This is a genomic window from Enterobacter sp. QK-SA4, from assembly GCF_056856775.1.
Genome location: NZ_JBXFXH010000007.1, coordinates 3,079,573 through 3,100,085, shown reverse-complemented (window position 1 = coordinate 3,100,085; position 20,513 = coordinate 3,079,573). Strand labels below are relative to the sequence as shown.

Annotated in this window: 26 protein-coding genes and 1 tRNA gene; 16 read left to right on the top strand and 11 right to left on the bottom strand. The window is 51.7% G+C overall.

Annotated features, from left to right (window positions below):
- Positions 1–58: 58 nt before the first annotated feature.
- Positions 59–1,114 (bottom strand): porin OmpA, encoded by a 1,056-nt coding sequence (gene ompA / locus AC1VYI_RS16610; protein ID WP_482881886.1) that lies wholly within the window; start codon positions 1,112–1,114, stop codon positions 59–61.
- Between the two features lie 354 nt (positions 1,115–1,468).
- Entirely contained in the window at positions 1,469–1,978 is a 510-nt protein-coding gene (gene sulA, locus AC1VYI_RS16605; RefSeq protein WP_032668147.1) for an SOS-induced cell division inhibitor SulA, read from the bottom strand.
- 217 nt (positions 1,979–2,195) lie between these two features.
- On the opposite strand from sulA, the gene AC1VYI_RS16600 reads away from it, so the two are divergent.
- Entirely contained in the window at positions 2,196–2,822 is a 627-nt protein-coding gene (locus AC1VYI_RS16600) for a TfoX/Sxy family DNA transformation protein (protein WP_023311030.1), read from the top strand.
- On the opposite strand, the gene yccS is transcribed toward AC1VYI_RS16600, so the two are convergent.
- Together yccS and AC1VYI_RS16590 are read right to left on the bottom strand one after the other, a co-directional pair.
- Positions 2,779–4,941 (bottom strand): YccS family putative transporter, encoded by a 2,163-nt coding sequence (gene yccS / locus AC1VYI_RS16595; RefSeq protein WP_045354509.1) that lies wholly within the window; start codon positions 4,939–4,941, stop codon positions 2,779–2,781. The two genes, AC1VYI_RS16600 and yccS, sit on opposite strands and share 44 nt — an antisense overlap.
- A gap of 19 nt (positions 4,942–4,960) precedes the next feature.
- Positions 4,961–5,407, bottom strand: coding sequence for a YccF domain-containing protein (locus tag AC1VYI_RS16590; RefSeq protein ID WP_023311032.1), 447 nt, complete (start codon positions 5,405–5,407; stop codon positions 4,961–4,963).
- A 123-nt stretch (positions 5,408–5,530) separates the two neighbouring features.
- Between AC1VYI_RS16590 and helD the strand changes: the two genes are divergently transcribed.
- Entirely contained in the window at positions 5,531–7,585 is a 2,055-nt protein-coding gene (gene helD / locus AC1VYI_RS16585; RefSeq protein WP_226483689.1) for a DNA helicase IV, read from the top strand.
- A gap of 58 nt (positions 7,586–7,643) precedes the next feature.
- Here helD and mgsA read toward each other — a convergent pair whose 3' ends face one another.
- Positions 7,644–8,102 (bottom strand): methylglyoxal synthase, encoded by a 459-nt coding sequence (mgsA, locus tag AC1VYI_RS16580; RefSeq protein ID WP_023311034.1) that lies wholly within the window; start codon positions 8,100–8,102, stop codon positions 7,644–7,646.
- Positions 8,103–8,182: 80 nt separating this feature from the next.
- Positions 8,183–8,845 (bottom strand): curli synthesis inhibitor, encoded by a 663-nt coding sequence (gene csgI / locus AC1VYI_RS16575; protein WP_023311035.1) that lies wholly within the window; start codon positions 8,843–8,845, stop codon positions 8,183–8,185.
- A 173-nt stretch (positions 8,846–9,018) separates the two neighbouring features.
- On the opposite strand from csgI, the gene AC1VYI_RS16570 reads away from it, so the two are divergent.
- Entirely contained in the window at positions 9,019–9,432 is a 414-nt protein-coding gene (locus tag AC1VYI_RS16570) for a CoA-binding protein (protein WP_047346875.1), read from the top strand.
- A 37-nt stretch (positions 9,433–9,469) separates the two neighbouring features.
- On the opposite strand, the gene hspQ is transcribed toward AC1VYI_RS16570, so the two are convergent.
- Positions 9,470–9,787, bottom strand: coding sequence for a heat shock protein HspQ (gene hspQ / locus AC1VYI_RS16565; protein ID WP_008499919.1), 318 nt, complete (start codon positions 9,785–9,787; stop codon positions 9,470–9,472).
- Between the two features lie 60 nt (positions 9,788–9,847).
- Entirely contained in the window at positions 9,848–11,038 is a 1,191-nt protein-coding gene (gene rlmI, locus AC1VYI_RS16560; RefSeq protein WP_134866579.1) for a 23S rRNA (cytosine(1962)-C(5))-methyltransferase RlmI, read from the bottom strand.
- A 173-nt stretch (positions 11,039–11,211) separates the two neighbouring features.
- Here rlmI and AC1VYI_RS16555 point away from each other — a divergent pair, with 173 nt between their 5' ends.
- Genes AC1VYI_RS16555 through yccX form a run of 3 tightly spaced genes read left to right on the top strand, consistent with a single transcriptional unit; the run spans position 11,212 to position 12,861 of the window.
- On the top strand, positions 11,212–11,769 hold the full coding sequence (locus AC1VYI_RS16555) for a kinase inhibitor (protein ID WP_047742290.1): 558 nt from the start codon (positions 11,212–11,214) through the stop codon (positions 11,767–11,769).
- A gap of 10 nt (positions 11,770–11,779) precedes the next feature.
- Positions 11,780–12,568, top strand: a complete 789-nt coding sequence (locus tag AC1VYI_RS16550) for an AraC family transcriptional regulator (RefSeq protein ID WP_134866578.1) — start codon at positions 11,780–11,782, stop codon at positions 12,566–12,568.
- An 11-nt stretch (positions 12,569–12,579) separates the two neighbouring features.
- Complete coding sequence (gene yccX, locus AC1VYI_RS16545; RefSeq protein ID WP_134866577.1) at positions 12,580–12,861, top strand: acylphosphatase; 282 nt, start codon at positions 12,580–12,582, stop codon at positions 12,859–12,861.
- On the opposite strand, the gene tusE is transcribed toward yccX, so the two are convergent.
- Positions 12,858–13,187: a sulfurtransferase TusE gene (gene tusE, locus AC1VYI_RS16540; RefSeq protein ID WP_023311041.1), complete on the bottom strand. Its 330-nt coding sequence runs from the start codon at positions 13,185–13,187 to the stop codon at positions 12,858–12,860. The genes yccX and tusE overlap by 4 nt on opposite strands.
- An 87-nt stretch (positions 13,188–13,274) precedes the next feature.
- Positions 13,275–13,934: an FtsH protease modulator YccA gene (gene yccA, locus AC1VYI_RS16535; protein ID WP_023311042.1), complete on the bottom strand. Its 660-nt coding sequence runs from the start codon at positions 13,932–13,934 to the stop codon at positions 13,275–13,277.
- Positions 13,935–14,203: 269 nt separating this feature from the next.
- On the opposite strand from yccA, the gene AC1VYI_RS16530 reads away from it, so the two are divergent.
- The 10 genes from AC1VYI_RS16530 (at position 14,204) to AC1VYI_RS16485 (ending at position 19,959) form a co-directional block, all read left to right on the top strand.
- The gene (locus tag AC1VYI_RS16530; RefSeq protein WP_047742286.1) at positions 14,204–15,832 is read left to right on the top strand and encodes an ABC transporter substrate-binding protein; all 1,629 of its coding nucleotides are present in this window, start codon (positions 14,204–14,206) and stop codon (positions 15,830–15,832) included.
- 130 nt (positions 15,833–15,962) lie between these two features.
- Positions 15,963–16,050: transfer RNA gene (locus tag AC1VYI_RS16525), tRNA-Ser, on the top strand.
- 329 nt (positions 16,051–16,379) lie between these two features.
- Entirely contained in the window at positions 16,380–17,225 is an 846-nt protein-coding gene (locus AC1VYI_RS16520) for a DUF6387 family protein (protein WP_048977741.1), read from the top strand.
- 170 nt (positions 17,226–17,395) lie between these two features.
- On the top strand, positions 17,396–17,608 hold the full coding sequence (locus tag AC1VYI_RS16515; RefSeq protein ID WP_023302112.1) for a helix-turn-helix transcriptional regulator: 213 nt from the start codon (positions 17,396–17,398) through the stop codon (positions 17,606–17,608).
- Positions 17,609–17,627: 19 nt separating this feature from the next.
- Positions 17,628–17,945 (top strand): hypothetical protein, encoded by a 318-nt coding sequence (locus tag AC1VYI_RS16510; RefSeq protein WP_008499901.1) that lies wholly within the window; start codon positions 17,628–17,630, stop codon positions 17,943–17,945.
- Positions 17,946–18,030: 85 nt separating this feature from the next.
- Positions 18,031–18,327, top strand: a complete 297-nt coding sequence (locus AC1VYI_RS16505) for a hypothetical protein (protein WP_085014658.1) — start codon at positions 18,031–18,033, stop codon at positions 18,325–18,327.
- 50 nt (positions 18,328–18,377) lie between these two features.
- Positions 18,378–18,614, top strand: a complete 237-nt coding sequence (locus AC1VYI_RS16500; protein WP_032667113.1) for a hypothetical protein — start codon at positions 18,378–18,380, stop codon at positions 18,612–18,614.
- 54 nt (positions 18,615–18,668) lie between these two features.
- A complete protein-coding gene (locus AC1VYI_RS16495) occupies positions 18,669–19,034 on the top strand; it encodes a hypothetical protein (RefSeq protein WP_085014661.1) in 366 nt (121 codons plus the stop codon).
- Between the two features lie 62 nt (positions 19,035–19,096).
- On the top strand, positions 19,097–19,339 hold the full coding sequence (locus AC1VYI_RS16490) for an H-NS family histone-like protein (protein WP_047414173.1): 243 nt from the start codon (positions 19,097–19,099) through the stop codon (positions 19,337–19,339).
- Positions 19,340–19,608: 269 nt separating this feature from the next.
- On the top strand, positions 19,609–19,959 hold the full coding sequence (locus AC1VYI_RS16485) for a DUF6404 family protein (RefSeq protein WP_032667203.1): 351 nt from the start codon (positions 19,609–19,611) through the stop codon (positions 19,957–19,959).
- Positions 19,960–20,022: 63 nt separating this feature from the next.
- Here the strand turns inward: AC1VYI_RS16485 and AC1VYI_RS16480 are convergent, their stop codons facing one another.
- The gene (locus AC1VYI_RS16480; RefSeq protein WP_032667110.1) at positions 20,023–20,427 is read right to left on the bottom strand and encodes an H-NS family histone-like protein; all 405 of its coding nucleotides are present in this window, start codon (positions 20,425–20,427) and stop codon (positions 20,023–20,025) included.
- Positions 20,428–20,513 lie beyond the last annotated feature (86 nt).

Below are 20,513 nucleotides of genomic sequence, written 5' to 3'. Positions count from 1 at the left end.
TCTTTTCTTCAGACAATAAAAAACCCCGCATGGCGGGGTTTTTTTATAAGACGATAACTTATGCCGCTGGCTGAGTTACAACGTCTTTGATGCCTTTAACTTCGATCTCTACGCGACGATCTGGAGCCAGGCAGTCGATCAGTGCAGCGCGAGCTTTCACGTTGTCACAGGTGTTGCCAGTAACTGGGTTAGATTCGCCCATACCACGTGGGGAGATCTTGTTAGCTGGGATACCTTTAGAGATCAGGTAATCAACAACAGACTGAGCACGTTTCTCAGACAGTTTCTGGTTGTAAGCGTCAGAACCGATACGGTCGGTGAAGCCCAGAACCACTACGGAACCGTCTTTAGGATCCAGGTTGCTCAGCTGGGTGTACAGCTGATCCAGTGCCTGCTGGCCTTCTGGTTTCAGAGTCGCTTTGTTGAAGTTGAACAGAACGTCAGACTTCAGAGTGAAGTGCTTGGTCTGTACTTCTGGAGCTGGAGCCGGCGCTGGAGCAACAACTGGTGCTGCTTCTTCCTGCTGGCCGAAACGGTAGGAAACACCTACGCTCAGCATGCCGTTGTCTGGACGAACACCAACGGTGTTGCCGTCGCCGATGTTGTTAACCCACTGGTATTCCAGACGGGTAGCGATGTCACGGGTCATAGCCCACTCAACGCCACCAGCGAATACTGGGGAAACACCGGTGTCATGGTTGTCACCAGAGATGTTGTTGCTGGAATCTGCGCGCCATACCATGCCGCCCAGACGGGTGTACACGTCCAGATCGTCAGTGATTGGGTAGCCCAGTTTAGCGGTCAGTTGAACGCCCTGTGCTTTGAAAGCGCCGTTGATGGTGTCGCCTTTGTATGGCATACGACCTAACCAGTCGTAACCCATTTCAAAACCAACATACGGGTTAACCTGATAGCCACCGAACGCACCTGCACCAAGCTGGCTCTCGTGAGTTGGGCCATTATTGTTCAGGCTGCTGTTGTACCAGCCGGTGTCGTGGAACTGAGACCAGCCCAGTTTACCACCTGCATACCAGGTATTATCTTTCGGAGCGGCCTGCGCTACGGTAGCGAAGCCAGCCAGTGCCACTGCAATCGCGATAGCTGTCTTTTTCATTTTTTGCGCCTCGTTATCATCCAAAATTCGCCATGAAAGTCTCAAGAGAGAATCACGGTTAAATCCTTCACCGGGGGGCGTGGTCAAATATAAATCTACCGATATCTTCGGCTTAGGCCGAGCACCCCTGGCGATGTAAAGTCTACAACGTAGCTGAAAACTTACAAGTGTGAAGTCCGTCAGGCATATGAAAAAAAAAGTTCCGTATACCGATTATTTAACATTTTTCGAACGAATTTTGTGCAATAAAATTAAGGAGAACCGCACCAGACAAGCCTTGCCGCAATTTTGTGACCGGGAACTTTAATGCCATCTTGAGGTCAAAAAAAATTCCAGGAAAAATCTTAATTTCACTCAATGATACAAATTTGAGTGAATTTTTAGCCCAGAAAGTTGTCCTCTGCGGTAAGAATCCGATCGAACCGGACGCATAATGAACCCGATCGCATTCCCTTCTTCGGCTGCTTCAGTCAGACGGTAATGCTCCTCTTCCGTCAGTTCTTCCGGTAACCATCCAATCACCACGCTGTAATTTCCGGTGCGTAAGGCGCGGATCATCGATTCTACGGTATCGCACGGCGGGAGCTGATTAATTTGCATGACCTTGGTAAGCGGAAGGCCTGCGGACTGAACCCACTCACGGCTCAGCTTTTGCTGAGGCGTGAGCCAAAGCTGCCAGCGCGATTGCTGACCAAGCTGTTGTAATAACGGCAACAACAGAAGTTGCGTCAACAGGGGCTGGTCTTCACGATAAACCACTTCACTGATAAGCCCCGTGGAAACACGCTCGACGGAATTCTGCGCGACATTGCCTGCGGTAGAAGAGAGAGAGGTTGAGCGATTTGCATAGCCTGAAGTGTGCATATTCATTCCAGCCCTGTAGTTACTGTATGGATATACAGTAACCCCTGTATGCATAAAGATCAACCTCATTTTCGGAAAGCGACTCGCAAAATTCATTCAATCTTGATGTCCCTCGAAAAATCATCTTGCTCATCGGCGATAAGTTGCCTATTTTCCTGCTAACGGATCCGCTAGTAAGAAATTTCGTTGTTACTTTATGATTTTGAAGGGAAATATCATGAAAAAGATATCTTATGAACGGATTTATAAATCCCAGGAATACCTCTCCCCGTTGGGCGAGATTCATCATCGCGCGCTGTTTGGAGGCTATACCCTGGCGGTGGATGATGCGGTTTTTGCCATGGTGTCAGACGGAGAGCTTTATCTTCGCGCCTGTGAGGAGAGTGCGAAATACTGTGTAAAAAATGCCTCCTCTTTTTTAACGTTGATGAAGCGAGGCCGCCCGGTGCTGCTCAACTATTATCGTGTGGATGATGGATTATGGCAGGACAGGGAGCGGTTGCTTCAGCTCTCCTCGTTTGCGCTCAGTGCGGCAAGAAAAGAACGCTATCAGCGCCATCAACGAAACCGACTTAAGGATCTGCCAAACCTGACCTTTCAACTTGAAGTATTGCTCTTTGAAGCTGGCATTACCAATGAGGAAACGCTGCGGGCGCTGGGTGCAAGAGCGAGCTGGCTAAAGATGCGGGCAAAAAACAAAGCGCTCAGTATTAAAGTTCTCTTCGCGCTGGAAGGGGCTATCGAGGGGCTGCATGAGGCGGCACTCCCGGCAGGCATTCGCCGGGAGCTAACGGAGTGGTTTAATGCGCTGCCTGAGCCACAGGAGAATCACTCCTCCAGGTAGCGATTTGCTGTTGCAGCCGGCAAATTTCAGGCAGCAGAGCGATAAGCAGGCCTATCTGCTGAAGTACCAGCGGCGCTTTGCTGTCGTTTCCAGGGTCAAGATGCGCAATGCGTTGAGCCAGTTCATCCAGCGCCTGTTGAACGCGCGGCTCATCGGCCGGTCGGTGATGAAGTGCGTCATCGACATAACAGACGGCATCATCGAGCAGGTTGAGAATGCCCGGGTTGGTGAGTTTCTCACGGTGGGCACCGAGCGTCGAAATATAGCTGGTGAACGTATGGTTCAGGCAGAGCAGGCGGAACGCAGTCTCACGGATCTCCGCCGTGGCCCGAGGCTCCGTTGACATGTTAGAGACAACGGAGGCCAGTTCTGCGTCACTGTTATGCGCGTCGCGACGGGCTATCCGATAAGCCAGGCGGTTATCACGCCCCTGGTGGTACTGCTCCAGGATTGCGTCAAGGTATCGACAGTTGGCGTTCATCGCCCTGTCCACTACGCGCGGCAAATTGCGGAAACGCCAGTCCGGCCAGATAAAGCTGACCGCGGCCCAGGCAATCGCACAGCCAATCAGGGTATCGAGCACGCGGGGCAGGGCAACTTCAAACCCTTCACCCAGCAGGTTAAAGCAGAGCAGCACCAGCAGCGTAATGAACATGGTGGCGTGAGCGTACTGCACGTTGCGAAACGCGAAGAACAGCACGCCGGTGATCACAATCAGGATCAGTTGACCTTCAACGGAGGGCACGAAATAGAGCACCGGAAGGCCAATCGCGACGCCGACCAGCGTGCCGATAATACGCAGCGCAAGACGGTGTCGGGTGGCGTTATAGTTCGGCTGGCAGACGAACAGGCTGGTCAGCAGGATCCAGTAGCCGTGGTGCAGCCCGGTTATCTGGATAAAGGCATACCCCACGCACAGCACAAGCGACATTCTTACCGCGTGGCGAAAGAGTGCCGACTCAGGCGTAAAGTTGCGGCTCAGCCGCAGCCACATATCGCTAACGCTGTGCACGCTGTCATCAGCAAGCTGATTTTCCACCTCACTGCCCGGCAGCGCCATCGCCTGTTCGGACTCAATGGTTGCCAGCTGAGCATCAATCGCCCGCAGGTTGTTAAGCAGAAAGCCCAGCGCTTTGATGTGCTCCTGTGACGTTCCGCTGGCCTGAACGCGGTCGAGCGCCGCATCAAGATGGCTGAATACGCGTTCAAAGCGGGGGTCATGCTGATAGGGCGTGCGCAGCAGAATAGATCGCGAGAGCTGCTGACACGCCTGGGACTGCATGGACAGCAGGCGCTGGAAGCGGAACATGACGTCGCTGTAGCGGAACTTCTCGCGCAGGGCAGCATACTGAACGTGCGAGGAGCTGGCGCGTTCATGAATATCCTGGGCGGCAAAATAGTAGTGTAAGGTCCTTCGGGTTCCGCGCTGGCCGCGATCGCCGCGCAGACGGGTAAGCAGAGAGGCTTTTGTCTGGTTAAGGGTGGCGACCAGCTGGCCGTTTGCCAGCGCCAGATCGTAGAGCGGAGCCTGGCTTTCTTCCTCGATATCCGGGTCGAACAGCCGGGATTTCAGTTCCAGATAGTGGGCTAACTGCTCAAAGCTGCGGGCAAGGTTATCCTGCAGCGGGCGAACCGGGAAGATCAGATGACCGGTTAGCGTCAGCAGATTATACCAGATGGCGCCCAGCATCAGGAGAACCGGCTGCTGGTACCACTGGTCATACAGGGAAACGCCCAGCATGGTGTAGATGGCGATCAGCAATGCACCAAACGCGATGGTGGCATAGCGTTGCCCGAGGCCGCCCAGCAAAATAAACCCGCTGGTTGAGAGCGTAAGGCCCAGGGCAAACAGCCAGGGCCACGGGAAAAGCAGCTCAACGGACGCTGAAGCAATGAAAAAGCAGACGAGCGTAATGACCAGGTTACGTAAACGCCCGGCCAGACGATCGTCCAGGTCCGCCAGCGCCCCGGCCACCACCCCCAGCGTGAGCGGAATGGTGAGTTTGACATCATTCAGCCACCAGGGCAGGGCAGCCGTGCCGCAAAGCGCGATAAATATCCTGACGTTGTATAGCCAGGTGCTGTTCCAGGTATAACGGCGAAGCAGTGGGCTTAGCATAAACGCGGCCGGTCCTTATTTACTGAAAACGACGACGCGCGTTTGCTTCACGCGCCGCCTGGGCCACTTCTACCGGAACAACCCTGCGACCGACGGGCCAAAGGGCGATGGCGGCGATCTTAAAGTTCGCGATCCCCACCGGAATGCCAATAATCGTGATGCACTGTGCAATACCGGCAAAAATATGCATGATGCAGAGCCACCAGCCGAAGAAAATCAGCCACAGAATGTTCAGCAGGGTTCCGCCCGTATTCATCAGGGCGTTTTTGCTCTCCGGATTCAGCTCGTCAACGTGGATGGCTTCATTCCCGTAGGGGATTAAGGAGAGTTTTGTGATTTCCCAGCAGGAACGGGTCAGGGGAAGCGTGAAAATCAGGACGATGCTCACCAGTGTGGCAAAAAGCCAGGAAAGGGTGGTGGCAAAACCGCCCAGCACAAAATTCAACACATTCAGAACGGTACGCATAAACCCTCACTTCCTTTCGATAAAATTAACGCCCAATGATTGTAACGTTTTTTTAGGCTGGAGCACCTTAAAACTGGCAGTTAAACTGTCAGGTAAATTATCTCTTCGTGGATTTGGCGGAACATGGAACTGAAAGCAACCTCGTTAGGCAAACGCCTGGCGCAACACCCTTACGACAGGGTGGTTCTCCTTAATGCCGGGGTGAAAGTCTCCGGGGAACGCCACGAATACCTTATTCCGTTTAACCAGCTTCTGGCTATCCACTGTAAACGCGGGCTGGTGTGGGGCGAGCTGGAATTCGTTCTGCCTGACGATAAAGTCGTGCGTCTTCACGGCACCGAGTGGGCGGAAACCCAGCGTTTCCATCATCACCTGAACGCGCTGTGGCAGCAGTGGAGCCAGGATATGAGCGTAATTGCCGCCCAGGTGCTGCAGCAGGTGCTGGACGATATCGCGCAGAGCAACGCGCAACACGCGTGGCTGACCCGTCAGCAGACCGCTGGGCTGCAGCAGAAGATCCGACAGGCACTCTCGGCGCTGCCGCTCTCCGTGACGCGTCTCGACGAGTTTGACAACTGTCGCGACGCCTGGCGCCAGTGTCAGGCCTGGCTGAACGATAAGGATAAAAGCCGTCTCGCTCATAATCAGGCGTGGACGGACGCCATGCTCACCCAATACGCCGACTTTTTCAGGACGGTGGAATCTTCACCGCTCAATCCGGCCCAGGCGCGCGCGGTGGTCAACGGCGAGCAGTCGCTGCTGGTGCTGGCGGGGGCCGGTAGCGGTAAAACGTCGGTGCTGGTGGCTCGTGCCGGCTGGCTGCTGACGACCGGAGAAGCGGTAGCCGATCAAATACTGCTTCTGGCCTTTGGCCGCAAGGCTGCCCAGGAGATGGACGAACGTATCCAGGAGCGCCTGCACACCCGGGATATCACGGCCAGAACCTTCCATGCCCTTGCGCTGCATATTATTCAGCAGGGCAGTAAAAAAGTGCCTTCCATCAGTAAGCTGGAAAACGACGCGCAGGCGCGACAGGCGCTGTTCATCAAAACGTGGCGCCAGCAGTGCAGTGAGAAAAAAGCGCAGGCGAAAGGGTGGCGTCAGTGGCTGGAGGAGGAGCTCGGCTGGGAGGTGCCAGAGGGCAGCTTCTGGCAGGATGACAAACTGGCGCGTCGTCTGGGTTCGCGACTTGACCGCTGGGTCAGCCTGATGCGAATGCACGGTGGAACGCAGGCAGAGATGATTGAAAGCGCGCCGGAGGCGATCCGCGATCTGTTTTCGAAACGGGTCAAGCTGATGGCTCCGCTGCTGAAAGCCTGGAAAACCGCGCTGAAAGAGGAAAATGCTGTCGATTTCTCCGGTTTAATCCATCAGGCCATCATCATTCTTGAAAAGGGACGTTTTGTCAGCCCGTGGAAACATATTCTGGTGGATGAGTTCCAGGACATCTCTCCGCAGCGTGCTGCACTGCTCTCGGCGCTTCGGGCGCAAAATAAACATACGTCGCTGTTTGCGGTGGGTGACGACTGGCAGGCCATCTATCGCTTCAGCGGGGCGCAGCTCTCCCTGACGACCGCGTTCCACCACTATTTTGGCGAAGGGGATCGTAGCGATCTGGACACCACCTACCGCTTCAATTCACGCATTGGTGAGATCGCCAACCGCTTTATCCAGCAAAACCCGCATCAGCTGGCCAAGCCGCTCAATAGCCTGCGCCCAGGGGATAAAAAAGCGGTCACCCTGCTGGCGGATGACCAGCTGGAGCCGCTGCTGGACAAGCTCAGCGGCTACGCGAAGCCCGATGAACGTATTCTGGTGCTGGCGCGCTACCATCACCTTAAGCCCGCGGCGCTGGAAAAAGCCGCCACCCGCTGGCCGAAACTGCAGCTTGAATTTATGACCATTCACGCCAGCAAAGGGCAGCAGGCTGACTATGTGATTGTGGTGGGGCTGAAAGAGGGGAGCGACGGTTTCCCGGCTCCGGCCCGCGAGTCGGTGATGGAAGAGGCCCTGCTGCCGGTGCCGGAAGATTTCCCGGATGCCGAAGAGCGGCGTTTGCTGTATGTGGCCATCACCCGCGCGCGGCATCGCGTGTGGCTGCTGTTCAATAAAGAGGAGCCATCCGTGTTTGTCGATATCCTGAAGAGTATTGATGTGCCGGTAGCGCGTAAGCCATAACGATGTCAGGCAAGATTTTCCAGGCCGGGTAAGGCGTAGCCGCTACCCGGCAAAAAAGCTACTTCAGTCTATCGGAAAGATAACGCTGATAGTCCGGAATAAGGATATCAACCGGCGAGTTAAACTGCGGCGATTCGATGATGAAATCCGCCGTCGACAGGTTCGTCGCCACCGGAATATTCCACACCGTCGCCAGGCGCAGCAGCGCTTTAACATCCGGATCGTGCGGAACCGCGTTCAGCGGGTCCCAGAAGAAGATCAGCACATCAATTTTCCCTTCGGAAATCTGCGCGCCGACCTGCTGATCGCCGCCCATCGGACCGCTCAGCATGGCATTCACCTGCAGACCCGTTTCGCGCTGGATCAGGTTACCGGTGGTGCCTGTCGCCGACAGGGCGTGCTTTTCCAGCGAAGACTGATGGCGGCGAACCCAGTTAAGCAGCATTTGTTTACAGTGATCGTGCGCCACAAGAGCAATGTGTTTGCGCTCAGGCAGCGTGCGTGTTGTCAATTCCATAATCATATCCATCAGGTTAACTGACTACACGATGACGGGAACCGTCTGACGCTGCAAGAGAAAGGCGTAAAAAATGTGGCTTATGATGAAGGTTGTTGTTTTGCCCACTGTAAAAATCGGGCCCGCGTGTCGGGATCGGCCTGCTGGAACCAGAATTTAAGGCGCTGTTCCGTCAGGGTCTGGGACTGGGGAGGAATAACGTCCAGTTCAGAGACGCCGGATAAAAGCGTACTGTCGTCCGCCATCATGGTGGCAAACTGCGGAAGCGAGGCGCGTTTCCCCGCTTTATTATAGGTCTGGGTCGCGGCCTCGTAATCCGGGCCTTTCGGTGAGGTGGTTAACGCCAGAATATCCAGCTTCACCGGAATCGGCATCGCATCCCCGTCCAGCAGTTCAACGCGGGGTGATGCGTCGAAGGCCGCAGATTCTTTCTCCGTTTCAAGGCGAGGCAGGGTGATATTCACCTGACTGATTTGCCGGGTATTAAAGCTGACGATCAGCGGCGGGGAGATGTACATCCGTTGCTCGTGATTAGCCAGACCGATCGGCTTTTCTACCCGGAAGACCAGCTGATGCGGCCCGTTATCTAACTCGATGCTGTCTGCACCGCGCAATAACGAGCTGGAGACCTTTTTTCCGTCCAGTACAAGGAGATCAATGTCGGTAGAGAGCCGGAGCGTGGTAGCAAAAACGCAGACCGGCATCACTAACGCAATCAGAGCAGTGGCAATACCGGTTTTCATAGAAGGCTCCCGTCAGAAATCCTGTCGCCGCATTAATGTATCTAAATTTTTCGATAATCACGTTTACTAACATATAGACATATTTCGCCGTTTTGCCCTCATGCATCTGTATGGGATGGATGGTTGAGATGTGCGGTTTGGCGTACACTTTCAAAAAAGCCAGGAGAAAAACCATGAAAGAGAACGATATTGCCGAGATTCTGACATCCACGCGTACCATTGCGCTGGTGGGCGCGAGCGATAAACCCGATCGCCCAAGCTATCGGGTGATGAAATACCTTCTCGATCAGGGCTATCACGTTATCCCGGTCTCGCCAAAAGTGGCGGGGAAAACCTTATTGGGCCAGCAGGGTTATGCCACGCTCGCTGAGGTGCCGGAAAAAATTGATATGGTCGATGTCTTCCGTAATTCCGAGGCGGCGTGGGAAGTGGCGCAGGACGCTATCGCCGTCGGGGCAAAAACGCTGTGGATGCAGCTGGGCGTGATTAACGAGCAGGCCGCCGTGCTGGCGCGGGATGCGGGGCTGAACGTCGTCATGGACCGCTGCCCGGCGATCGACATCCCCCGTCTGGGGCTGGCGAAGTAATAAAAAAAAGCCCGGTCATCGGGCTTTTTTTACACGCTTAGTTCCGCAGGCGCGGGGCCTGTAACTGTTTGCGGATAGTCTGAGCAAGTTCATCCATTGTGGGTTGCTCCGGATGCTCTTCCTGCAGCTCGCTACTCAGCTGCGCTTCGGCCAGATAGGTGTGAACGGGTTGTCCATCATCACCTTCCATTACCACATGGTACCAGGGCGCGGCGCGAAGCTCTGCGTTCACCGCCAGCTCGTCTGCTGACGGTTCATCAAGGGAATACTCCGGGTCGATATCCACGACCACACCCAAATACCCTAGCAAAGTGTGGCGGACCTGCTGGCCGATACCGAATTTGCTGGCAATCATAGTCACCTCCCGGGAAATACGACTTACACGTTATGTGCGGGCAATATTTCTCTTTTCAAGTTACATGACGCGACAGGCAAACCCTTTCAGATACAGTCCTTCCGGGTAGGTAGCAATCACGGGGTGATCGGCTGCCTGACGGAACTGCTCTATAAATTGTACATCACGGCCAGCATCTATTGCGGCATCGGCGATGATTTTCTGAAATAAATCTGTGGTCATCAGGCCGGAGCAGGAGAAGGTGAGCAGAACCCCGCCCGGGTTCAGCAGCTGGATAGCCAGCATGTTGATATCTTTATACCCGCGGCACGCGCCCATCAGCTGGCTTTTGTTTTCCACAAACTTTGGCGGATCCATCACGATGACGTCGAACTTCTCGCCCTGATCGCGATATTTACGCAGCAGCTTGAAGACGTCATCGCGGACAAACTCCGCTTTGCTCAAATCCAGCTTGTTGAGCTCGACGTTCTGTTTTGCCACGTCCAGCGCTTCCTGCGAGGTGTCCACGCTGACCACCTGAGCACAGCCGCCCATCAGCGCCGAAACGGCAAAACCGCCGGTATAGGAGAAGCAGTTCAGCACGCGTTTGTCGGCAACGTACTGACGCGTAGCCAGACGGCTGTCGCGCTGGTCGAGGTAGTAACCCGTTTTGTGCCCGCCCTGAATATCCACCAGCAGCTTCATGCCGTGCTCTTCAATCGGCAGCAGGGCCGGTGGCAGTACGCCCGTTACGGGCCCCTGAGTCAGCTCCATGCCTTCTTTTTTGCGCACCGCCACATCGCTGCGGTCGTAAATGGCACACTGCGGGAACAGCGTTTGCAGCGCGCCGATCAGCGCGGCACGCTGGTATTCCGCTCCGGCGCTCAGGAGCTGCAGCACCAGGAAGTCACCGAAGCGATCGATGGTCACGCCCGGCAGGCCGTCGGACTCACCGGCGATCAGGCGGTAGCTGTCCAGCCCGTCGCGTTTTGCCAGCCAGTCGCGCCACTGCTGCGCCTGCTGCAGGCGGCGAACGAAGAAGTCGATGTCGATGGTTTCATCTTTATCAAACGTCCAGACGCGAGCACGGATCTGGGACGCTGGCGAGTAGGCGCCTCGCGCTAACCATTTACCCTGATGGTCAACGATATCAATGGTTTCACCGAGGCTGGCTTTGCCTTCCATACGGGCAACCGCGCCGGAAAAGACCCAGGGATGACGGCGCAGTAATGATTTCTCGCGCCCTTTGGCTAACACTAAACGTACACTCATAATTTGCTGTTCTGTCGATTTCAGGAAATGGCGCGTAGATTACCACATTCAGCAAGGCGCAATCATCTGCGGATGCCGTTGAGCGTTTCGGCACAAAATCAAATCGCTTAGGCACATTACGATATTGCCGCTGGGTTTAGAGTGGGGCTTCCGGTACAGCAGAGGGAGCACCCATGAAAAAGCGCAGTGTGATAGCAATAACCGCTCTGGCGGCGATGAGTTTTCAGGTTTCAGCAACAACGCCTTTCGGCGTCACCAGCCGGGATATTTCCGGCGAAAAGCGGCTGGCGCAACAGCAGGTATTTGAGGGGTTTGGCTGCCACGGTGGGAATATTTCTCCACAGCTGGCGTGGAAAAATCCGCCCGCCGGTACGAAAAGTTTTGCCGTTACGGTATATGACCCGGATGCGCCCACCGGCAGCGGCTGGTGGCACTGGACCGTAGCCAATATCCCGGCGAAGACAATGACGCTGCCCGCGGATGCCGGTAACCCGAACGGCGAGAAATTACCTGCCGGCGTTGTGCAGGGGCGTAATGATTTCGGCTATTCTGGATTCGGCGGCGCATGTCCACCCGAAGGGGACAAGCCTCATCGCTATCAGATTACCGTCTGGGCCCTGAACGTGGATAAACTGCCCGTCGACAACAATGCCAGCGGTGCGCTGGTCGGTTTTATGCTTAATAGTCACGTTCTGGCAAAGGCTCAGTTAACAGCAACCTACAGCAGATAAGGATAGCAGGGTGCAGGAGTTTCATTTTCGACATAACCATCTTACCGCGGGTGAAGTGACTGCCAGCAAAATGCATCGCCTGCACCAGGTTAAACTCTTTTTTCCGGCTATTTGTCATATCACTCACGGCACTAAGGTGATAGTTCAGGATGATAACCGTCTGGAAGCGACACGGGATGAGCTCATCATTATCCCGGCCAATACGGCGATGGAGATAATCAATCTGCCTGTAAACGGGCTGTTTCACTCGGATTTGCTGATGTTGTCCCCGGAGATTGTCGCCGAGTTTAAAGCGCATTACCTGAAGTCCTGGCCGCGCACGACGCTGCATTCGCTCTGCGCCCCGCTGAGCGAGGGGCTGGCGTTTATGTGGGACAACCTGCTGCACGCCGTGCGTCAGGATTTACCGGAGGCGCTACAAAAGCATCAGGCTTTCGGTCTTTTGCTGGCCCTGCTGCACGATGGCGTGGCGGGTCCGCTGCTTGTTGAGCGAAACAGTAACCTGACCGAGCAGGTGCGGCAGTTCATTATGCTGTCGCCCGCCAGAGCCTGGACCGCGCAGGACGTCGCCAGCCGCCTGGCCTTAAGCGTGCCGACGCTGCGCAGACGGTTACGCGAAGAGTCGCAGAGTTTCCGCCAGATCGTGGAGGAGGTGAGAATGGCCGTGGCGCTGTCACAGTTACAGTCGACTCGCTTACCGATCGGTGAAATCGCATTACAATGTGGGTATCTTTCCAGCTCTCGTTTCACCGCCCGTTTCCGGCAGCACTATGGCTGTTTACCGAAAACGCTACGTTAAGGAGAAGAAAAATGTCAAAAGTCTGCACCATTGCCTGGGTCCACGGCCTTGTTCAGGGCGTGGGGTTCCGCTACAGCACCCAGCGCGAAGCGGTTGAGCTTGGGCTAACGGGATACGCGCGAAATATGGACGACGGCAGCGTTGAGGTGGTCGCCTGCGGCGAAGCGGAGCAGGTCGACAAGCTGGTGGCGTGGCTGAAAGCGGGCGGGCCGCGCAGCGCGCGGGTTGATAAGGTGTTAACGGAACCGCATCAACCCGGGCGGGAATACGTAAACTTCGGGATTCGGTATTAAATACACTTCACCGGTTTTGGCAGGCCGGCAATTTTGGTGGCCTGTTTTGCCGGGCCTTTCGGGAACAAACGATACAGATAGCGGCTGTTGCCTTTCTCTTCGCCGAACTTACTGGCCATCGCTTTAACCAGCATGCGGATCGCCGGAGAGGTGTTGAATTCCAGATAAAATTCGCGGACAAAACGCACCACTTCCCAGTGTTCGGGGGAGAGGGTAATCGCCTCTTTTTCAGCAATCACTTCCGCCAGCGCTTCGCTCCACTGGGCACTTTCTTTCAGATAACCGTCGTTATCGGTCTCGATCTCTTTGCCTTCAAAACTTAACATAGTCATTCACGCGTCAGTCAAAAACCGCAGCAGTGTAACAAAAAACAAAGCCCCGCATAAGCGGGGCCAGGTTCACAGCGCCGTAACTTAATCGCGGCTGGCGAAGCCCAGGATGCTCAACAGGCTGACGAAGATGTTGTACAGCGACACGTACAGGCTCACGGTGGCGCGGATATAGTTCGTCTCACCGCCGCGAATGATGTTGCTGGTTTCGAACAGGATCGCGCCTGAAGAAATCAGAATAAACACGGCGCTAATCGCCAGATGCAGGGCAGGCAGCTGCAGGAAGATGTTTGCCACCATACCCACCAGCACCACCACGACGCCCGCCATCAGCATACCGCCGAGGAAGGACATGTCCTTACGGGTGGTCAGCACGTAGGCCGAGCAGCAGAAGAACACCAGCGCGGTACCGCCCAGCGCCAGGCCGATAAGGTCACCCATACCGGCAGACAGATACGCATTCAGCATCGGCCCCAGGATGTAGCCCAGGAAGCCGGTGAAGGCAAACGCGGACAGAATACCGACGGGCTTGTCAGCGGTTTTGTAGGTCAGGAACATCAGACCATACATACCCACCAGCGTCAGGATCAGCCCCGGAGACGGCAGCATCAGCACGGTGCTGGCGGTCGCGGTGATCGCTGAGAATGCCAGCGTCAGGCTGAGCATGAAATAGGTATTGCGCAGCACCTTGTGGGTGCTGAGTAGCGATGTGCGGTCGCGTGAAGAAGTAATTATACGATCCATGAGTCACTCTCTTATGACAGATGTAATTAGTGGAAAGAATAGGAAACGGCACGCCAGTATCAAAGTGGTTTTACCCATCTTTACTCAGCACGTTAGCGCTGGAGGTGGTTATTTCTTCTGCAGAAATCCGTTTCACCAGTATGAACAGCGGTTTGCGACTATTAACCAGATCAAGCTCTTATAGGTTACTGAAAAATATTGCGTTATTACAGTTCGAACGCTAAGAGTTATTTCCGGATCGTCATAAAACAGACTATAAGGCGAAGGAAATGAAACCACAAACACGCACTCACTTTACGCTCTCTTTGTTAACCGCAGGGATCCTGTGCGCCAGCACGGCAGCCTGGGCGGCTAACGTGCCGGCAGGAACCGCGCTGGCCGACAAACAGGAACTGGTCAGAAACAACGGCAGTGAACCGGCTTCGCTCGACCCGCATAAAGTCGAAAGCGATGTCGAATTCAATATTATCAGTGATTTATTCGAAGGACTGGTCAGCGTCTCCCCGACAGGCGAAGTCCAACCCCGACTGGCGGAAAAATGGGAGAACAAGGACAACACCGTCTGGACGTTCCATTTGCGTCCGGGCATCACCTGGAGCGACGGCACGGCGATTACCGCTGAGGATGTGGTCTGGAGCTGGCAGCGCCTGATCGATCCGAAAACGGCTTCGCCGTATGCCAGCTATCCGGGCAACATGCATATCGTCAATGCGGCCGATATTGCTCAGGGAAAAAAAGCGCCCGATACGCTGGGCGTAAAAGCGATTAACGACACCACGCTGGAAGTGACGCTCACGCAGCCAAACGCGGCCTTCCTCGCGATGCTGGCGCACCCGTCGCTGGTGCCGGTGGATAAAGTGCTGATTGGCCGCTTCGGCGATAAGTGGACCAAGCCGGAGCATTTCGTCAGCAGCGGGGCGTATAAGCTGTCGCAGTGGGTGGTCAACGAACGCATCGTGGCGGAGCGCAACCCGCGCTACTGGGATAACGCGCATACCGTGATTAACAAAGTCACCTACCTGCCCATCACGTCCGAGGCCTCGGATGTGAACCGCTATAAGGCGGGCGAAATTGACATCGTGTACACGGTGCCGATTAACCAGTTTGCCCAGCTCAAGAAAACCCTCGGCAGCGAACTGGACGTTTCACCTCAGCTTGCGACCTATTACTATGAATTCAATACCACCCGGCCGCCGTTCAACGATGCGCGCGTGCGCAAGGCGCTCAACATGGCGCTGGATAAAGACATCATTGCCGGGAAAGTATTAGGGCAGGGGCAGCGCCCGGCGTGGCTCATCAGCCAGCCGGATATCGGCGGCGTTAAGCTGCAGAACCCGGATTACGCCAGCTGGCCTCTGGACAAGCGCATCGCCGAGGCGAAAAAGCTGCTGAACGAGGCCGGATATAACGCCAGCCATCCTCTGAGCTTCAACCTGCTCTATAACACCTCTGAATCGCACCAGCGCATCGCGATTGCGGCCAGTTCCATGTGGAAGAAAAACCTTGGCGTGGAGGCAAAGCTGCAAAACCAGGAGTGGAAAACCATGCTGGATACCATGCACACCCACAACTTTGACGCGGTGCGGTATGCGTGGATTGCCGATTACGACGATGCGGCGACCTTCCTGAACAACTTCCGCACGGGCGACAGCGAAAACACCAGCCAGTACAGCAATCCGGACTACGATCGGGCGCTGATCGATGCTGCGAAAGCCAAATCAGCGGAAGAGCGGGGTAAGTACTACCAGCAGGCGGAAGATCTGCTGGGGCGTGATGTACCCGCCATTCCGGTTTATCACTACGTCCGTACGCACCTGGTGAAACCGTGGGTAGGCGGATTTACGCCGGATAAGCTGGGGTACTATTTCACGAAAGACATGTACATCAAAAAACACTAGGTCTGTGCTGATAAAATCGTCGATGTGTCGTCAGTTCAACCGATTAAACACGTTTTGACTATTTTTACAGCGAACGAGTGCAGCCACTCTTTACAGCTCGCGGTGAGGTGTTTATAGTTCGCCTCACTTAGGAAGTGTGGCCGAGCGGTTGAAGGCACCGGTCTTGAAAACCGGCGACCCGAAAGGGTTCCAGAGTTCGAATCTCTGCGCTTCCGCCATTTTTATGGCAAAATCAATAACTTACAAAATGTTTTTGATTCTGTCATGCATAAAGTAATGCATTAGAAGCCCGTGTAAAACGGGCTTTTTCTGTATCTAAAATCCGTGTTTTTCATCAAAAATTTATCCAGTCTTAAGCCCTTCCAGCGCAACTAAATCCTTTAAAAGCAGTAATCTGATAACAGAAAACCTGCAGTCCATTTTGTAATACTCGCCAATCTTAAGAACCTACCTGCATGAGATGCTTAGCTGCATGACGTGAATACTGGACAACTTATTGTTCTGTCAGTTAAAACAACTAAAAATGGTAAAAACGGATAGCACAGTAATGAAACGAAGCGAACTCAGGAAAGTACTGGAAGAATGGTTTGATGTTGAACGGTATGAAGCGATAAAGGAACTCACCCTACAGCAATTCTATGTTGAGGTTGAGCGGCGTATATTGGCCTACAATATGCTGATACGTCGGGACACGTTACCGCCTCTGAGCAGAGCCTTATTGGATGATTACCGCTATAAGATCCTCCGAGGCGAAATTTTGTTTAGCGGCGACACATCCACGCAGGGAGATGGGCTTGCCAGAACCTATGCAGTGGTCCCCGTAACCCGGAGCAACGCACAATTATATGCGAAAAGTTTGACACTGATTGGAACCCATCCTGAGACATCCCAGATAAGTCAGTCTGAATACATGTCGGAGTATCTGAAGGAATCCGGTATCAAAAGTCTGTCCTCAATTACCGTCGATATCTTCCTGCAAGAGGCTTCAACCGAAGACATCATCGAACACCTGAAAGTGCTCATTCCCCAATGGAAGAAACAGCTAAAAATGAACGATCCGGCTGTTAGGAAGTATCGCTTTGGCAAAAGCACGTTGAGAAAAATCATCGACTACCGACTCATCCCGATGATGGATCTGATTTTTTGGGGGGCAGATAATAATGATACCAAAATCTCACTTTCATTGATGTCATCGCTGCTGCATGAGAACAGCGAGAAGGACAGGGATGAGGGAATGCTTAAGGTGACTGACTATCCGCTGGCTATGGCGTTGCTGACAGACGAGAACTATCTGAAATCGTTTGAAGATTACATGATGGAAAACAATGTCTTAAAAGACACAAAGATTGTAGATCACGTCAAAGACGAGAAGAAGACGAAAGAAGACAAGTAAAAAAAGGGTTACGTTCGCCCTGAGCGAACGTGATCGCATCCATCCTCAACAATTTTTTTTCTGTTCACATACCCCCATTTTTTTTGAAAAACTCTTTTGCCAACATCCCTAAAACGCCATAAGCGAATTCGCTATTATTGTTCTCGTTGAAACAACAGAGGAAAAAACAAATGAGAAATGAAATCGCAGGTAAAAGATTAATCCGTGTTCCAGAAGTTCTGAGAAGAGTCGGATTTAGTCGAACCACAATGTATGAGCTTATCAAGGAAGGACGATTCCCGGATAAGGTAATCATCGGGGCAAGATCTGTAGCCTTTGTGGAAAGTGAGATTGATGCATGGATTGAAAATACCATTTCCGATTCACGCAGAAATAATAAATAACATAAAAGAGGAAGCGAAAATGAAAGTGAAAAAAATAGAAATAAATGTTAGTAATGATGATACAAAATACTTTGTTCTGAAAAGTGGCGAAGACTATGACTACTATTTGCGATGTATGCATGAATATATGGGGGAAAGGTTCTATCATAACCTTGAAGACGATGGTTATATGGAAGGTGTTTTAAAATCAATAATAGAGAACGGTAAGAAAGATTTTAATGAGTTCTTGAAAAAACATAAATATAAAGCATCGATTAAAAACGTATATTTTGATGAAGTGCTTGTTAACTTGAGGCAGATACATCATGTGATGAGTCACTATATTTTACATACATAATCACTGGCGTCATCTATTCGGCCCCGCAAGGGGCTAATATAAAACTAAATGAATAAAATAAGCATTTAATTATGAGGATATAAGTATGTCTAAAGAAACTGTTATTAAAAATAAATCAACAGAGCTGTTTTATGATCTGGCTTGTAGATCGTTTACAGCAAGCTGGAATCTGTTCATGGAAGTGAATGGTGATGGAGATGCCAATGACTATCTGGATGATCCGGATTTTATGAGTCCATTTATTATTTATGTGATTGACCATATTCAGAATAACTTTGAGAGATTTACCACGCAAGAAGGAAACTGTGGTGATATTAATCAGGTCAACTTTGAACAAGTAGCAGCCTTACTGGTAGGGTATTCAGAAAACTTTAGAAAGTAAGAACTAATCTTGCCCCGGAAGGGGCTAACTATAAACAAAAGGAAAAACAGATGAATAATGATATGACAGTAATCGTAAGTATGTTATGTGAAAAAACACCTAAAGTGATGAACCTTATCCAAGAGAGCTTGGATATATTTATCGCATTAAGAGGTAGCTCTGTCGAAGAAATCATGAATGATAAGACCTTGTTAGATGATTTAAATCGTTATGTAAATGAGACACTGTATGATGAGATGGATGTGGAATATGGTTCTGTAATCATCAAAATAGTATCTAATAAATAGTATTAATACCTTCTCGATATGTATCTAATGTTTAACTTAATAAAAGGAATCAGTATGAAAGAGATTATTTTAAATGAAAGTAATAAAATGGTAGTAGATTTTATCACAAATGTATTACAGGGGTATTGCGAAACGATCTATAGTATCTCTGAAAAACAGCCTGAAACAGCCATGAATATTTTAACAGGGGAAATGTTATCAGAGATACTTTATGATGTGTTGATTACCTGTGAAGTTGAAGACTATGTTAAAAGTGGAAGAGGCAAAGATGTATCTGAGATCAACATGGATAAGTTAAAGGAAACGATTTTATACTGGCATAAAGAGCATATCATTGAACTTGTACTGAAAAACATAAAACCGGATGATGCTGATGAGCGTATATACTGGAAGTTAAAAATGACTGTGAATCAGTTTTGAAAAATGGCAATATTCCCTCGTGCAGAGGGAAATAATCCTGTAATGAAACGGAGATAACCAATATGATTGATGAATTCCATGTTATGTATATGTATAAAAAAATCCAAGCTGAAGCTGCAACGACAGATATGAAAACACTGGAGCAGCTTTTGAAGAAGTTCCGCCAAGTCGTTGCGGAGCGCCGGGAAAAATACTATCTGGAGATTGGTGAGAAAAAGGCACAAAATTTGAGGGCCAAGAGATTACAACAGTTGCTTGAGAAAATGGTGCGTGACCGTGTATCGCCGGAAAGTTTATTCAAATAATGATAGCCCGGACACGAAATGTGGACGAACATACCGGGTAAACTGATAACAGCAATTGTAATAACTCGACTGGTGAAGGTATTGTTAGTTTGTCTAAAGCATACAGGGGTGTTGAACTGATGTGATAGTTGCCATCTGACAAAGTAGTGCCTGAAAGCCTTTCTACTTCCTCAGTGGAGAGAACTGAGTGAGGTTTTGGGCAGACCATTCCATTGCTAAGCTGGCTTTTCATGCTGAGATGGGTTCTGATGAAATTAGAGAGGACTTGCATGGATTTTGAAGAGAAAAAAGAACGAGCCATTTCCATTATGAAAAGCAAGAAAATGTGGAGCAGTAACTATGCCCCCCCTCTGCTACGCCTTGCATGGAAAATGGGTATCAGGATACCTCCGTTGCCTTTCGCTCGATTCTGGCAAGTTGCTTTGTTAATGGGAATACCGATTGGCTCTGTCTGGGGTATACTGATGTGGTTTTTTACATGGAAGGAATCGGGGATGGATCCAACTGATGCTATTGCTAGAAGTTTGTTATTTGACGTTTGGATGGGGATTTCTATGGCGTTGTACCATTGGTGGAGAAGAGTAGCCAATAATCTTCCCGACTGGGATAGTCTTAGATGAATATTCGAATAATTTCCGGGCCAGCTATATTGAGAACAGTGAAGCCCGGATGCGCCGTATCAGTTAGATCGCGAAGTCTTCCAGTGTTTTACCGGCTTCAATAGCAGCAGTGATTGCTTTCGGAGTGCGGCCCTGACCCGTCCAAGTCTGCTCATTACCGTTTTCATCTGTATATTTGTATTTGGCAGGGCGAGGAGTACGAGTCGATTTGGCTTTAGGCTGAGATGAACCAACCGCTGCAAGAAGTTCTGCTGGATCAATACCATCGTCTAACAGTTTTTGACGGAAGGCTTCCAGCTTAGCCTGACGTTCTTCTTGTTCTTTACGGATGGCACTTTCTTCCTCACGACGATCTTCAACGATTGCTGTTAACTTTTCCAGCATCTCTTCCAGAGTTGCCAGATCTGTTTCACGAGCATGTGCGCGAAGTGTACGAATATTGTTCAGTGCCTTGAGAGCTTCACTCATAGTACGTTATCCCGTATTTTAAAATAGATGATTAGTAAAAAAATGTATCCGGTGCTGTTGAAAAATCAAAAACATACAGTTAGTAG